Source organism: Pseudomonas sp. TMW22091 (assembly GCF_022496705.1).
Taxonomy (GTDB): domain Bacteria; phylum Pseudomonadota; class Gammaproteobacteria; order Pseudomonadales; family Pseudomonadaceae; genus Aquipseudomonas; species Aquipseudomonas saxonica.
This window is the reverse complement of record NZ_SCFI01000020.1, coordinates 1-14,696: the sequence shown is the minus strand read 5'-3', so window position 1 is coordinate 14,696 and position 14,696 is coordinate 1. Positions and strand designations below refer to the sequence as shown.

Annotated in this window: 13 protein-coding genes; 8 read left to right on the top strand and 5 right to left on the bottom strand. The window is 58.5% G+C overall.

The features are described from left to right. Nucleotides 1-11: 11 nt before the first annotated feature. Nucleotides 12-986 carry an NAD(P)-dependent oxidoreductase gene (locus EQV93_RS22255; RefSeq protein ID WP_240892476.1) on the top strand — a complete coding sequence of 325 codons (975 nt, stop codon included), beginning with the start codon at nucleotides 12-14 and terminating at the stop codon, nucleotides 984-986. A gap of 29 nt (nucleotides 987-1,015) precedes the next feature. Here the strand turns inward: EQV93_RS22255 and EQV93_RS22250 are convergent, their stop codons facing one another. Next, complete coding sequence (locus EQV93_RS22250; RefSeq protein ID WP_240892475.1) at nucleotides 1,016-2,422, bottom strand: NAD(P)/FAD-dependent oxidoreductase; 1,407 nt, start codon at nucleotides 2,420-2,422, stop codon at nucleotides 1,016-1,018. 239 nt (nucleotides 2,423-2,661) lie between these two features. Between EQV93_RS22250 and EQV93_RS22245 the strand changes: the two genes are divergently transcribed. Further along, nucleotides 2,662-2,940, top strand: a complete 279-nt coding sequence (locus EQV93_RS22245) for a DUF1652 domain-containing protein (protein ID WP_122784241.1) — start codon at nucleotides 2,662-2,664, stop codon at nucleotides 2,938-2,940. A gap of 703 nt (nucleotides 2,941-3,643) precedes the next feature. Here EQV93_RS22245 and EQV93_RS22240 read toward each other — a convergent pair. The 3 genes from EQV93_RS22240 to punC form a co-directional block, all read right to left on the bottom strand. Continuing rightward, nucleotides 3,644-6,115, bottom strand: coding sequence for a UvrD-helicase domain-containing protein (locus tag EQV93_RS22240; RefSeq protein ID WP_240892474.1), 2,472 nt, complete (start codon nucleotides 6,113-6,115; stop codon nucleotides 3,644-3,646). A 101-nt stretch (nucleotides 6,116-6,216) separates the two neighbouring features. Then, the gene (locus tag EQV93_RS22235; RefSeq protein ID WP_122782394.1) at nucleotides 6,217-6,753 is read right to left on the bottom strand and encodes a hypothetical protein; all 537 of its coding nucleotides are present in this window, start codon (nucleotides 6,751-6,753) and stop codon (nucleotides 6,217-6,219) included. A 56-nt stretch (nucleotides 6,754-6,809) separates the two neighbouring features. Then, nucleotides 6,810-7,991 (bottom strand): purine nucleoside transporter PunC, encoded by a 1,182-nt coding sequence (punC, locus tag EQV93_RS22230; protein WP_146387950.1) that lies wholly within the window; start codon nucleotides 7,989-7,991, stop codon nucleotides 6,810-6,812. Nucleotides 7,992-8,108: 117 nt separating this feature from the next. Here punC and punR point away from each other — a divergent pair, with 117 nt between their 5' ends. Continuing rightward, nucleotides 8,109-9,026 carry a DNA-binding transcriptional activator PunR gene (gene punR / locus EQV93_RS22225; RefSeq protein WP_146387952.1) on the top strand — a complete coding sequence of 306 codons (918 nt, stop codon included), beginning with the start codon at nucleotides 8,109-8,111 and terminating at the stop codon, nucleotides 9,024-9,026. On the opposite strand, the gene nikR is transcribed toward punR, so the two are convergent. Then, nucleotides 9,023-9,439, bottom strand: coding sequence for a nickel-responsive transcriptional regulator NikR (gene nikR, locus EQV93_RS22220; protein WP_240892473.1), 417 nt, complete (start codon nucleotides 9,437-9,439; stop codon nucleotides 9,023-9,025). The two genes, punR and nikR, sit on opposite strands and share 4 nt — an antisense overlap. Before the next feature lie 104 nt (nucleotides 9,440-9,543). On the opposite strand from nikR, the gene nikA reads away from it, so the two are divergent. Genes nikA through nikE form a run of 5 tightly spaced genes read left to right on the top strand, consistent with a single transcriptional unit; the run spans nucleotide 9,544 to nucleotide 14,483 of the window. Further along, the gene (nikA, locus tag EQV93_RS22215) at nucleotides 9,544-11,103 is read left to right on the top strand and encodes a nickel ABC transporter substrate-binding protein (protein WP_240892472.1); all 1,560 of its coding nucleotides are present in this window, start codon (nucleotides 9,544-9,546) and stop codon (nucleotides 11,101-11,103) included. Between the two features lie 2 nt (nucleotides 11,104-11,105). After that, nucleotides 11,106-12,047: a nickel ABC transporter permease subunit NikB gene (gene nikB / locus EQV93_RS22210; RefSeq protein ID WP_122782398.1), complete on the top strand. Its 942-nt coding sequence runs from the start codon at nucleotides 11,106-11,108 to the stop codon at nucleotides 12,045-12,047. Continuing rightward, a complete protein-coding gene (gene nikC / locus EQV93_RS22205; RefSeq protein WP_122782399.1) occupies nucleotides 12,044-12,889 on the top strand; it encodes a nickel ABC transporter permease subunit NikC in 846 nt (281 codons plus the stop codon). The genes nikB and nikC overlap by 4 nt, the downstream gene beginning before the upstream one ends. Continuing rightward, complete coding sequence (locus EQV93_RS22200; RefSeq protein ID WP_122782400.1) at nucleotides 12,886-13,659, top strand: ATP-binding cassette domain-containing protein; 774 nt, start codon at nucleotides 12,886-12,888, stop codon at nucleotides 13,657-13,659. The genes nikC and EQV93_RS22200 overlap by 4 nt, the downstream gene beginning before the upstream one ends. Continuing rightward, nucleotides 13,656-14,483 carry a nickel import ATP-binding protein NikE gene (nikE, locus tag EQV93_RS22195; protein ID WP_240892471.1) on the top strand — a complete coding sequence of 276 codons (828 nt, stop codon included), beginning with the start codon at nucleotides 13,656-13,658 and terminating at the stop codon, nucleotides 14,481-14,483. The genes EQV93_RS22200 and nikE overlap by 4 nt, the downstream gene beginning before the upstream one ends. Nucleotides 14,484-14,696 lie beyond the last annotated feature (213 nt).

Sequence of the window (14,696 nt, the reverse complement as noted above, 5' to 3'; positions counted from 1 at the left end):
CGGTGACTGCCTTGAAAAAACATGTCGTGCTGTACAAAAAACTCTCCGATGCACTGATGCAGCGTCTCGAAGAACATGCCCACGTGACCCTCATCGAGAAACTCGATGATCAGGGTATGCAACAACTGCGCGCCGCCCTGCCCCAAGCCCAGGGTTTACTGGGCGCCAGCCTGAAACTGGATGCCGCCTTGCTGGATCTGGCGCCACAACTAGAAGCGGTGGCCAGCGTCTCGGTGGGTGTTGACAACTACGACATCAATTACCTGAGCGAACGCAAGATCCTGCTCACCAACACCCCCGACGTGCTGACCGAAACCACCGCGGATACGGGCTTTGCGCTGATTCTGGCGAGCGCCCGACGCGTTGTGGAACTGGCCAATCTGGTGCGCAATGGCAACTGGAAAAAAAACATCGGCCCCGAGCATTTCGGCACGGATGTGCATGGCAAAACCCTGGGTATTATCGGCATGGGCCGCATTGGCGAAGCCTTGGCCCAGCGCGGGCACTTCGGCTTTGGCATGCCGGTGATCTACCACAGCAACTCGCCTAAACCGGCCGTTGAGGCCCGCTTCAACGCGCAATACCGCAGCCTGGATGAGCTGTTGCAACAAGCTGACTTTGTCTGCCTGACCTTGCCATTAACCCCTCAGACGGAAAACCTGATGGGGGCTGAGCAATTTGCCCTGATGCGCCCTGAGAGCATCTTTATCAATATTTCTCGCGGCAAGGTGGTGGACGAGCCGGCGCTGATCAACGCCTTGCAGCAAGGCCAGATTCGCGGTGCCGGGCTGGACGTGTTTGTACGCGAACCACTGGAAACGACCTCGCCCTTGTTGCAACTGGACAACGTGGTGGCGACCCCGCATATGGGTTCGGCCACCTTTGAGACCCGTGAAGCCATGGCCCGCTGCGCGGTGGACAACCTGCTGGCGGCATTGGCCGGTACGCGTCCGGCCAACCTGGTCAACCCACAGGCCCTGCGCTGATCCACCCCTGAGGGCGCCGGGCATGTGGGCTAGTGCATCTGGCCTTCCATGAACCCGGCGACCCGTTGGGCAAAGTGGCGACGCCAGGGCGGGCTGTTGGGGTTGGCCAAGGCTTTATCTTCATAGACAAAACTGCGGATTACAGCGTTGTACCCCAGCCAGCGACAAGGCTCCGGTTCCCATGCCTTGAGCGCCCCCAACCCACCTTCGGTCAAGACCCACGGCTGTTTAACCTCAAGGGTGTCACGCTGCAAAATCAGGTCGGCCAGCGTGCGGCCGCCCAGATGGCTGGCCCCAACGCCTTCGCCGCCATAGCCGCCGGCCAGCGCAACACCTTGTACACGGTCACAGAGCATATGCGGTTGAAACCTGCGCGCCATGCCTAGATTGCCGCCCCAGGCGTGGCTGATGGTGACGTTTTTCAACATCGGGAACAGCTCACCGAACAAATAGCGGCGCAGTTCGATTTCGTTGTCGGTGAGATCGAAGGAGTGCCGCAGACGGCCACCGAACTGATAGCCGCCCCGGGCGCCAAACACCAGCCGGTTATCCGCGGTTCGCTGGCCATACGTCACTTGTTTGCTGAACTCGCTGAACGCCTGGCCCTGCGACAGCCCGATCTGCTCCCACAGCGCCGGCGACAAAGGCTCAGTGGCCACGATCAAACTCTGCACCGGCAATTGATAGTGTCCCAGCGTGTTCAAGGTAGTGGCGTACCCCTCAACGGCGGGTACCACCCAACGACTGCGCACTTGTGCCTTGGCCGTACGCACAAGGCCCGATTGCCAATGGCTGACCGGGCTTTGCTCATAAATACGCACACCCATGCGCTCTACGGCCCGAGCAAGACCCCGAACTAGCCTGGCTGGCTGGAGGGTGGCGACATGCGGCGTAAAAATCCCGCCATAAGGCTTGGCGACGCGCAACTGTTGAGCCAATTCGTCGGGGGTTAACCAGCGATAGTCGGACTCGCTCAAGCCTTGGCCGTAAAGATCCGCCAAATACTGGCGCAAGCTGCTTTCCTGCTCCGGGTAACGCGCTGCGCAATACAACGCGCCACCTTTGCGGTAATCACAGGCGATACCTTCACGATCAATGACCGATTTCACCTCATCCGGAATGGCATGCAATAAATCGAACGACTCGCGTCGGCGCTCAGGCGATAGCGCTGCTAACAGGCGGTCCTCGCCCAGCAGGTTGCCCATCAACCAGCCACCATTGCGACCCGAAGCACCAAACCCTGCCGTTTGTGCCTCGACAATGGCAATGCTCAACTCAGGTGCATGGCGCTTGAGGTAGTAAGCCGTCCATAGCCCGGTATAGCCGGCACCGATGATTGCCACATCGACATCCAGATCCTGCTCAAGGCACTGCCTGGGGCTGAGGTCCTCTTCAAGCTGATCCATCCATAAGCTGATTGAGCGCCAAGCAGGCATTTTTGACTCCAGCGGGTTACACAAAAAGGGAGGGATTTACCATTTAGCGCCGCATGAACGGTGGCTAAATCGCTTCACTGCATGATTTGCATCAAAGCACGATCAAACAATCTAAGCACGAGGGATAAAAGGCTTGTGCCAAGCGATATGAATGATAGGTTTGAACACGAACCCCTCGCAAATACGTGGGACAGGGCCACCCCTGATCGTTACATCCATTGAGCAAAAGGAAACGCTCCATGAGCCTGCATACCGAGCAACACAAGGTTACTTTCCCTAATGCCTGCCAACTGATGCGCTGGCATTTTCATCCGATGGGCTTTGAGGCGACCATGGACGCGCCCCGAAGCATGGTCGCCCGCTTGTTTGACCGTGCCAGTGGTGAAACGCTGATTGCCATTGCCGGTATTCCCTGTTCAACCGTGATGAGCGCAGGCGAAGTAGGCCGCATCATTCAAGCGGTCGAAGACGAACTCGAAAGCTTCATCCCGCCAGTGGCCTGGCAAGCGCTGGCGTAACCCTGTAGCCGCAGCCTTCGGCAGCGGCTACAACGTGCTGCATCAAGTCGCAAACATTACCCGTAGCAGTTGCCGCAGGCGACGTCCGATTGCACAGCAATCGCAAAATCAGGTACCTCGGTGTGTCGGGATTTACGACGGCTACGTCAAGTCGCAAACGTTCCCTGTAGCCGCTGCCACAGGCTGCGATCGAGCGCGAAGCGGTCGCAAAATCAGATACCTCGGTGTGCCAGGATTTACGACGGCTACGCCGCCGATCGCAGCCTTCGGCAGCGGCTACAACGTGCTGCGTCAAGTCGCAAACATTACCCGTAGCAGTTGCCGAAGGCGACGTCCGATTGCACAGCAATTGCAAAATCAAGCGCCTCGGTGTGTCAGGATTTACGACGGCTACGCCAAGTCGCAAACGTTCCCCGTAGCAGTTGCCGAAGGCGACGTCCGATTGCACAGCAATCGCAAAATCAGGTACCTCGGTGTACCAGCATTTACGACGGCTACGCCGAGTCGCAAACGTTCCCTGTAGCCGCTGCCGCAGGCTGCGATCGAGCGCGAAGCGGTCGCAAAATCAAGCGCCTAGGTGTGCCAGCATTTACGACGGCTACGCCGCCGATCGCAGCCTTCGGCAGCGGCTACAAGGTGCCGCGCCGAGTCGCTGTCTTTACCCGTAGCAATCGCAAAATCAGGCACCTCGATGCGCCAGATTTTATGAACCTTGAGCGACCCGCCGATCTTCAAAAAACGCTTTGTCCTTGGGAATACGGTCCGAGGCCTTGGGCACATTCGGCCCCTGGGCCTCCGAGCTCTCCAGATACCAATAGCAATGCTTCACCGCTCGGGTGATACCGACATACGCCAGTCGCAAAATCTCGTCTTTCTGCGCCGAGTCGTATGGTTCCGGATCACCTTCCTTGCCCAGGCCCGCCATGCGGTATACCTGATTTTTATAGGGCGAAGACGTCAGGTGCTGACAGTCGCCCAACAAAAACACCACATCCGCCTGTAACCCTTTGGAGCTGTGATAGGTCAGCTGCTTTAGCCTGCGATCTTCTGGCTGCAAGCTAGAATCCACATTAACTATCGACTGAATATCCTTTTCAATCATCAACTTGTCGCTACTTTTTCGATACAACATCAAGATCCGGTCACCGGCGTTGTAATGCTCGGTCAGACGCGCCACCAGGTCTTCAACATCGCGGTTCAACACATTCACCGGCACCAATGATTTAGGCTCGCCACTGGCTTTGGCACGCTTGCCAGGAATGGACGGCGCCGCACGCACGATATGCTCGGCGGCGTCGATGATGTGCTGGTGGCTGCGAAAGTTGTCGCTGAGCATTACCCGAGTAGTCGCCGGCGACGGGAATTCTTTGTTGAACCCTATAAAGTACTGGGGCGAACTGCCACGCCATCCATAGATTGACTGCCAGTCATCGCCCACGCACAGCAATGACGAACGCTGGGCCCCTCTGCCCACATGCATCGCCGGGCCGCGACTGCGGATTTCACGCAGGCTCGCACGCAACCACGAGACGATTTGCGGCGATACGTCCTGAAATTCATCGATCATCAAATGCGACAGCGGCCGCAACTGCTCATGACTCAGCAGCTTGAAATTTTGCGGGGTGTTTTCGCCAAACAATGAAAACATGCGGTTGTAAGTCATGACCGGCGGACTTTGCGCCAGCAGGTGATCTTCCAGCGCTCGCCAGTACAGGCTCAGGGCCTCGAAGAAGAACCGGTCAGGGTCATCCTTGGCAAAACGCATATCGCCCACAGCGGCGGCGACGTCCAGCCCCAAGTTTTCAATAAAGCTGGCAGCTGCAACGAAACAGTCCAGCAGCGGAGCCGAACCGAGTTCGCCTTTAAGCTTGTAATCAAACCCCGGGCCGGCACTGGCATCACCCGCCATCGAAGCAATCACGCGCTTTGCAGCGTCATAGCTTTCTAGCCATATCAATGGCTTATCACAGAAAGCTCGAAACAGAGTGCGCTTGACTGCCCATTCTGCCCGCACCGCCAAACGTGCACCGGGGCGGGTAATTTGCGGGTTTTCCCTTGCATCAAAGCCCAGCACCACCCACGCATCCAATTGCGGGATGTAGCCGTGGCAATGAAATGGCGCGCCATTGATCTGCAGTACTTCACGGCTCGGTTCGATGCCCTGGATGGGCCAGGCACCGGCCGCAAACCACAGGTCTTCGAGGGTGTCGCAGAGCTCTTCGTCACGCTTGGATGCCAGCTCTGTCACGGCCATGCGCTTTTGCACGTCGGGGTGATCGCGCTCCAGCTCTTTAAGTTGCAGAGCATGGCGGCATAACGGCGCTACCGCGTCGCGAAAACGCTCATTGCTGGTGTAAAGCCCGTGGTAGCAGGCATTCAATTGTTGGCGCTGCGCATCATTAATGCGCAAATCGAAAGGGTTGCTGTCGCCGTCGTCGTCATTGAACAGGCTGCGCGTACTCAGCGTCTCAAAGGCCTGCAACTGGCTATAGCCGGGCAAGCTGCGCACCATTGGCAATATTCGCGAATGGAACGTACGCACCACGTCTCGCGCCTCCTTGAGGCTCAAGGTACGGCCCCACAGGGCGAAGATTTCTTGCAGCTTGGCGATGAAGTCCTTGCGCGACTCCCGGGTAAAGGTCACCACGGTCATCGAACTGAGTTCAAAGCCCAAATAATGGGTGAGCAGCAAAATACGCAACACCAGCGAAGTCGACTTGCCAGCCCCTGCCCCGGCCACCACCGAGGTCGACGGCGTATCGCTGAAGATCATCTTCCATTGGGCGGCGCTGGGTTGCGCGTACTCCGGCAGAATCGCGGCCACATCCGCCTTGATCTGTTTTTTCAATTCGGCGGTCAGGGGCAGACGCCAATCATCGAATAGATCGTCATCGATGCCCGGCGCACGCAGTTCCTGGGGGCGCGTGTCATTGATAAACAGCACCTGACGGCCTTCTTCGAGCCCTTCGGCGTGCCCCTCTTTGAAGCCGTAGTCAACGCCTGCACTGTGCCCGCTGCGAAACCCGTCGGCTTGCCCGTGCAACCAGGACGCAGCATGTTGCGCCCGTAAACGACTCAGTCCGCTGCCAAACAAGCGCGCGGCAAGGCGTTTGAGCAAGGGTAACTGGGCAAGAGGGGCAAGATCTTCAGGCTGATCGGGGGTGTGTTGCGGCACGCTGACTCCAAAGTGTGAGGCTGTCCGGGCGGATGGGCTATGGTCGCTGCATTGCTCGCTGAAATCTAGCGAATTGCTGGAGCATCAGGCGGTTAGAGCAATCACGTCATCTGGATGTACAACGAAAACGCCCCCAGCGCCATCCAGAAGCAGCCAAAAATCCACGGCGAGCGCACGGAAAACATCAACGACTTTTTATAGCCTTTATGCGTGGATTCCATTTCGCAGAAGAGCGGTGACTCATCGTAAGCCAAGCCCATAACCGGTTCGCTACTCAGCAACTCGCTTTGTTTGAAGTGCCAATGATCAATGATGTCGTAAGCCGCCCGAATACCGGGCCACGCATTCAGGGAGATAACGATGCCCAGTATGGCCAGCAGCGGCGGCACCGTGAGGGTAAAAAACTTGCCCCACTCGGGGTTGATGTTGGCCATGCACGACGCGAAGGCAATCACCAGAAAGGCCTGTGCCGCCAAATACGCATCCGTGCGGTGGGACAAAATACTGGTTTCGTACTGGATTTCACGCCGGTAGAAATCCAATCGATCCTTGGGTGAGCCGAACATTTTGGCGTCGTGGCTGGTCTGGACAGGTTCTGGGGTGGGGTCTGAATTGCGGTCTGTAATTATTTGGGTCATCAAGAGCGCTCGCTCAGTGTCTCGAACACTCTTGGAGGCAACCAGCGCCAACTAGTTCAGCCTGTGGCACGCTCCACTGCTGGTGATTTGTAGCGCGCAATCAGGAAACCCAGCACTGCCAGCGGTGCAGTGGCCAACATGACTTCAACCGTGATTTGCAGGGGCTGACTGATATAGGTCGATACCAGCAGGCTGCCAAGGAAGCACAAACCCAGTTGCAGGGTGTTTTGCAACCCTGCCGCCTTGCCCGAGTTCTGGGCAAACGGCATCAGCGCATTCGCCACCACAATCGGGTAGCTCGCCCCATTGACCAGTGCCATCAGGCAAAAAGGGATGAGCAAGGTCAGCAGTGTTGGCTCTGTTTGGGTGGCCACGGCATACAACCCGGCCATGCTTGCGCAATACGCCAGCAGCAACCACGGCAGCAGTTTGCGACTTTTGATGCGCTGCAAGGCGCTGCGGCAACCGTACCCGCCGATCATGAAAGCCAGTGTCGGGAACGCGTAGCTCAAACCAATATCACCGGGGCTGTAGCCCATGTCGCCGAGGATAAAAGGTGAGGCCGTCAACCAGGCGAAGAAACTGGCCGAACAGGCCGCAAAGATCATCACGTTGCCGCTAAACGTCGGCGAGCGCAGCAGCTGCCAATAGCCGAGGGTGACCTTGGCCGGACTGGTTGCAGTGCGAGGTTTTTCTTTGAGCAGCAGCGTGGGCACGATCAACAACAGCGACAGGCCCAGTAACACCGTAAAAATGGCTTGCCAGCCTAAATGGCCCAGCACCACTGCGCCCAATAATGGCGCCAGTGCCGGGGACAACCCCATCAACGGCATGATGCCCGCAAACACCCGACTGGCACGCTCGGCCGGGTATCGATCAATGACCAGGGCTTGCCAGGTCACCGCCGCCGCACACACACCGATGGCCTGAATAAAACGCAGGGTCAGAAGTAATGCGGCGTTGTCGACCCAGAGCATGCCCAGACAACCCAGGGCGAACATCGACAACCCTGCCAACAGCACCGGTTTGCGTCCCAGTCGATCGGACAAGGGCCCCCAGAGCAATTGCCCAAAGGCAAATCCGGCCAGAAAGATGCTCAGGCTGGCCCCTACTGCACCAGCGGACAGTCCCAGTTCGCTGCGCAAGGTGCCAAATGCGGGCAAATACATGTCCATGGCCAGATAGCCGAGCATACTCAGCCCGGCAAGGTAAACGGTGAAACCTACAGAATTTTTCATGGGCATCCAAAACTTGCCATCAAACAATTTGTTGACTGGCGCGCATTATCCCGCTGATTATTTCTTTGTGAAGCGATAATAATTGCCATCTGACATCAACTATTTTGAAGGCTAATCATGTGGTCTGAATACTCGCTGGACGTGATCGATGCGGTGGCCCGTCACGGCAGCTTCAGCGGTGCCGCGCAAGAACTGCATCGCGTGCCTTCAGCCATCAGTTACACCGTGCGCCAGCTGGAACAGTGGCTGGCGGTGCCGTTGTTTGTTCGTCGTCATCGCGATGTAGAACTCACCCCGGCCGGGCACATGTTTGTCAAAGAAGCCCGTGACGTGATGAAAAAAATGCTCGGCACCCGGCGCCTGTGCCAGCAAGTCGCCAATGGCTGGAGCGGCCAATTGCGGGTAGGCGTGGACTCAATCATCAAGAAGCTGCGCTGCCAGCAAATGGTCATCGACTTCTACCGGCACTTCCCCGATGTTGAGTTGATCGTTCAATACGAGGTGTACAACGGGGTGTGGGATGCGCTGGTGGATGCACGCGCCGATCTGGTGATCGGTGCAACCCGTGCCGTGCCGGTGGCCGGCAGTTTTGCCTTTCGTGACATGGGTGCCCTGGACTGGTTATGCGTGGCCAGCCCGCAGCACCCGCTGGCCAGCTTAGAGGGCTTGCTGGTGGACGACCAACTGCGCCCCTACCCTGCGCTGTGCATGGACGACACTTCGCGCAGCCTGCCCAAGCGCGATACATGGACGCTGGACAACCAGCGCCGGATGATGGTGCCGGATTGGGCCACCGGCCTGAAGTGCCTGACTGAAGGCCTGTGTGTCGGCATGGCGCCTGCGCATCAGGTTCAGCCATTGATCGATCAAGGCCTGCTGGTGGCGCTGTATTTGCAGCGGCCTTTTCCGTCGAGTCCCTCTTGCATTGCCTGGGTGCAGGACAATCACTCGCCGGCCATGAGCTGGTTGTTGGAGTATCTGGGTGATACGCCGACCTTGAATCAGGAATGGCTTAACGAAACCGCGCTCAGCTAATGGTCTTCGCCCGCAGGTAACGGAATGATCTGCGCACTCCCGTGGCGAACCCCGCGTTCGGCCATCACGTGGCGTGCCAGTTGCGACACCTCACTCACCGAGCCCTTGAGCACCGACACTTCCATGCATTTGCCCTCATCAAGGTGCACATGCAGCGTCGACAAGGTCAGGTCGTGGTGATCATGGAAGGCACCGTTCAGACGTTTCGAGAGGTCCCGAGTGCCATGATCGTAGACGTAACTCAAGGTCGCCACACAGGCTCCGTCCGGATCATCCTCACAGCCGGTTTGCAGCAGTCCGGCCCGCAACAAATCGCGTACCGCTTCTGATCGACCTTGATAGCCATGGCTCGCCACGCGCTCGTCAATGGCGGTCAACAAGGCATCGTCCAGCGTGATCGTGACCCTCTGCATTCAATTAGCCTCGCAGTTATGAAGTTTTGACATAGACTTCTTACCCGGTGAATGAACAGGCGATTAGCCATTAACTCGGGAGAAACAGTGTGACGGACTCATGGATGAAAAAACAGCTGGCTTTATGGACGATTGGCGTCTGTCTGAGTACAGGTCTGTCTACCGCCAGCGCTGTGCAACCGGACCCGACGCTAACCTATTCATGGCCCACCAACGCCGGGCCGCTGGACCCCAGAGGTTACTCGCCCAATCAGATGTATGCCCAGGCCATGGTCTATGAACCGCTGGTGCGTTATACCCCTCAAGGAACGTTAGAGCCTTGGCTGGCCACGCAATGGACGATCTCGCCGGATGGCAAGACCTACACCTTTACGTTGCGGGACGGCGTGACCTTCAGTGATGGTAGCCCGTTCAATGCGGCAGCGGCCAAAGCCAATCTGGATGCGGTGCTGACCAACAGCAAGCGCCACCAGTGGATGGAACTGGTGTCCACACTGGATCGAGTCGAAGCCCCTGACGAACATACCCTGGTGCTGGTGCTCAAGCATCCTTACTACCCGACGCTGATGGAGCTGGCACAAGTGCGGCCTCTGCGTTTCGGTGCCCCGGCTGCCAAACCCGGCTCACCTGTGGGCACCGGGCCGTGGGTGCTGACGCAAACCCGACGCGGTGAATACGATCGCTTTGAGCGCAATGCGCGCTATTGGGGGAACAAGCCCGCGTATGGCTCGGTGCTGGTCAAAGTCATTTCCGACCCCGACAGCCGTGCGATTGCCCTGCAAACCGGCGAAATCGATCTGATACAGGGGGCTGACGGTGAAATTTCCCCCGGCACTTTTGTGCGCCTGCGCGACTCGGGTTTCCACAGCGCCATTTCCGCGCCTTTGGCCACGCGCACGGTTGCCATGAACACCAACCTGGCACCGACCAATGAGTTACCGGTACGTCAGGCCATCAATCAGGCCGTGGACAAAGACACCATTATTGCCAAAGTGCTGCACGGCCAGGAACCTCGCGCCGATGCGCTGTTCGCCAGCAACATGCCCTACGCCGACCTTGGTCTCAAAGCCCTGCCTTACGACCCGGAACAAGCCAAAAAAACCCTTGAAGCAGCAGGCTGGACACTGCCGGCAGGCAAAACTGTACGCGAGAAGAACGGCCAGCGACTGAGCACCGAGCTGGTATTCCTGGGCCCCAGCGCCTTGCAAAAAAACCTTGCTGAAATCATTCAGGGTGAATTGGCCAAAGTCGGTATCGAGGTCAAGTTACGCGCAGAGGAAGACGGCGCACTGGTTCAGCGCCAGCGCGAAGGCAAGTTCGGCATGATCTTCGCCGATACGTGGGGCGCCCCCTACGACCCGCACTCGTTTGTCAGCTCCATGCGTTACGCAGGTCATGCGGACTATATGGCCCAGCGAGGCTTGCCGATGAAGGACGCCATCGACCAGAAAATCGCCGAAGTGCTGGGCGAAACCGATGAAGGCAAGCGTGCCGAGGATTACCGCGAAATTCTCACCACCCTGCACGATCAGGCGGTCTACCTGCCGATCTCGCACCTCACTGCCATCAGTGTGAGCGGCAAAAACGTCGATAACGTCACCTTCGGCAGCACCTTGTTTGATGTGCCGTTCGAAGTCATGCACCCCACCAGCGGGAAACCCTAACCATGCTGCGCTATATCATTTTGCGGCTCGTGCTGCTGATTCCGGTACTTCTAGGTGTGTCGTTGATCGTGTTTGTGCTGCTGCATTTGGGCAACGGCGACCCAGCGCTCGACTACCTGCGCCTGTCACAAATTCCGCCAACCGATGCCGCGCTGGCCGAGGCGCGGCATGCGCTGGGGCTTGACCGCCCATTGCCTGAGCAATACCTGACGTGGTTATGGAATGCACTGCATCTGGATTTCGGCATGTCCTATATCACCGGGCGCCCGGTGCTCGACGATCTGCTGTATTACTTGCCGGCCACGCTGCAACTGGGCGGTCTGGCGCTGCTGGTGACACTGGTCATGAGTATTCCGCTGGGTCTGGCCGCCGCGCGCTGGAAAGGCCGCTGGCCTGATCAGGTGGTGCGTTTCATCACCTTCATCGGCGTATCGATGCCTAACTTCTGGCTGGCCTTTCTGCTTATTGCCCTGCTCTCTCTGTGGCTGGGCTGGTTGCCGCCGATGGGCCGGGGCGGCCCCGAGCACTTGATCATGCCGGTACTGGCCATCGCACTGATGTCGATGTCGATCAATGCCCGCTTACTGCGTGCCAGCTTGCTCGATGTGCGCCAGCACCGGCATGTGTTCTATGCCCGCGCCCGTGGTTTGAATGAGCGGCGGGTGTGGCGCGACCATATCCTGCGCAATGCCTGGATGCCACTGGTCACCGCCACCGGCATGCACATCGGCGAACTGCTGGGCGGCGCGCTGGTGATTGAAACCATCTTCGCGTGGCCCGGTGTCGGGCGCTTTGCCGTCAGCGCCGTGCTCAACCGTGACTTTCCGGTGATGCAATGTTTCACCCTGCTGCTGACCACGTTACTGGTGGTGTGCAACCTGGTGGTCGATATCTGCTACGCCTGGCTGGATCCACGCACACGCTTTTCGGGGGTAATGGCATGAGTACTTTGGCCGCAACGTTTTCAGGCAAAAAGACCGGGATGCGCATCGGCTACTGGCTGGTGGGGCTGTTGCTGATACTGGCTCTGTTCGGGCCCTGGATCGCCCATTACGACGCGACTCTGGTGGATCTCGACAACCGCCTGCTGCCCGCCAGTGCCCACCATTGGCTGGGCACGGATCACTTGGGGCGCGACGTCCTTTCACGCCTGATTGTCGGCACGCAATTGTCATTGGGCAGCGTGGTACTGGTGCTGGGCCTGGTGTTGATTCTCGGGGTGATCATTGGCGGGGTGGCCGGCATTGTCGGCGGCAAGGTCGATATGGTGCTGATGCGCCTGTGCGACATGTTTCTGACCTTCCCCACGCTGGTGCTGGCCTTTTTTCTGATTGCCCTGCTGGGCACCGGCCTGACCAACGTGATCATCGCCATCGCGCTGTCGCACTGGGCCTGGTATGCGCGCATGGTGCGCGGCATGGTGCTGGCCCAACGCAACCGAGACTACGTGCTGGCCTCGCAGTTGGCCGGCGCGTCACGCTTGACCCGTCTGCGCCAGCACGTAATGCCCAATGTGGTGGGCCAATTGCTGGTACTGGCCTCGATGGACATTGGTCATATGATGCTGCACGTTTCCGGGCTGTCCTTCCTCGGTCTGGGCGTCAGCCCGCCCACCCCGGAATGGGGGGTGATGATCAACGACTCCAAGGAGTTCATCTGGACACACCCGCAATTGCTGCTGTGGCCCGGCCTGATGATTTTTATCTCGGTGATGGCCTTCAACCTGCTGGGTGACGCACTGCGCGACCGGCTTGACCCCAGTGTTCTGGCGGAGATCAAGGAATGAATACCCATCTGACCATTCAAGGCTTGAGCCTGCGGCATCAGCAGCGAACGCTGGTGCACGATTTACAACTGACGTTAAAGGCCGGCCAAGTACATGCATTGGTCGGTGCCAGCGGTTCGGGCAAATCCCTGACCTGCCTGGGCATCCTCGACCTGCTGCCACCCGGCGTGCATTGCAGCGGCGCCACCTTGTTGCTGGACGGCAAGCCAGTCGAGCCTGCCCAACTGCGCGGCCGCGAAGCCGCGCTGGTGCTGCAAAACCCGCGCAGCGCCTTCAACCCGGTGCGTTCATTGCGTCAGCATGCGTTGGAAACCCTGCAAACCCGGGGCGTGACGGGCCACGAGGCCGATGAACTGATCCACGCCACTTTGCATGAGGTGGGCTTATACGACGGTCAGCGTGTGCTCGACTCATTCGCCTTCCAGCTCAGTGGCGGCATGCTGCAGCGCATGATGATCGCCCTGGCCCTGCTCGCCGACAGCCGTTTTTTGCTGGCTGACGAACCCACCAGCGATCTGGACGTGGTTGCGCAAGCGCGCTTTCTGGACTTGCTGGAGCGGCTTGTGGACGAGCGCAATCTGGGCGTGCTGCTGATCACCCATGACATGGGCGTGGTTGCTCGTAGCGCGGACCACGTCAGCGTGATGGCCCACGGCCGAATTGTCGAACAGGCCGATGTCTACAGCCTGTTCAATAACCCCCGCAGTGAAGAAGCGCGCACGCTGTTGGCGGCGCATCACGCTTTGACCCGAGAGGTGTGCAACGCATGAGTATTTTCCACATACGCAACCTCAGCCACGGCTACACCGCTGGTGGGCTGTTCAGCAAACGCCATCGTATACAGGTGCTCAAAGAGCTGAGTCTTACCCTGAACGATGGGCAGAGTCTGGGACTGCTGGGTGCTAGCGGCAGTGGCAAGAGCACCCTCGCCCGCCTGCTGATGGGTCTGGAAACGCCAGACGAGGGCAGCATTGAGTTTGACGGCCAGCCCCTGCGGGGGCTTGATGCGCCATTTTTAAAGCGTGTGCAAATGGTTTTTCAGGACGCCCTGAGCGCGTTCAACCCCCAGCGCAGCATTGGCTGGAGCATTGCCGAGCCGTTACGCCACCTTTCACAATTGGATGCTGAGGCGTGCAGGGCTCGGGTATTGCAACTGCTGGCACAGGTTCAGTTGAACGCTCGTGACATCGACAAACTGCCCGCCCAGCTCAGTGGCGGGCAGCTGCAACGTGCCGGTATCGCACGGGCTTTGGCGGTTAATCCGCAGTTGATCATTCTCGACGAAGCCCTTTCCAACCTTGACCGGGTGTTGCAAGTTCAGATTCTGGAACTATTGGCTGAGGTGCGTCGTGAATCGGGGACGGCGTTTGTGCTGATTACGCACGATTTGAGTCTGGTGCAGCATTTTTGCCAACGGGTGGTGGTGCTGGCAGACGGGCATGTGGTGGAGGATCAGTTGGTTACTGCGAAGATGCGTTTTACTCATCCGGCAGCGTGCACGTTGCAAGCTGCGGTGTTGCCCGCCATGCCTGTGGGCCGTGAGCGCAAGCGGGTTGTTGCTCAAGAGGCACAGTCAGTTGGATTGGGGGTTTGATTCTCGATTCAGGACAGCAGATAAATTCAGATATCGCTCTAGCTTCTAGCTTCTAGCTTCTAGATTGCAGCTTCTAAAACAATCCTCCTGCCGCCACCGAAACAGTGGGAGCGACACTGGGGCCCATCACAGGAGGCTGAACGCAGGTGCTGTTATGGGGGTGGCGAGGCAGGACGCCGAGCCAGCCGCGATCGGGCCAAGGATGGCCCGTCG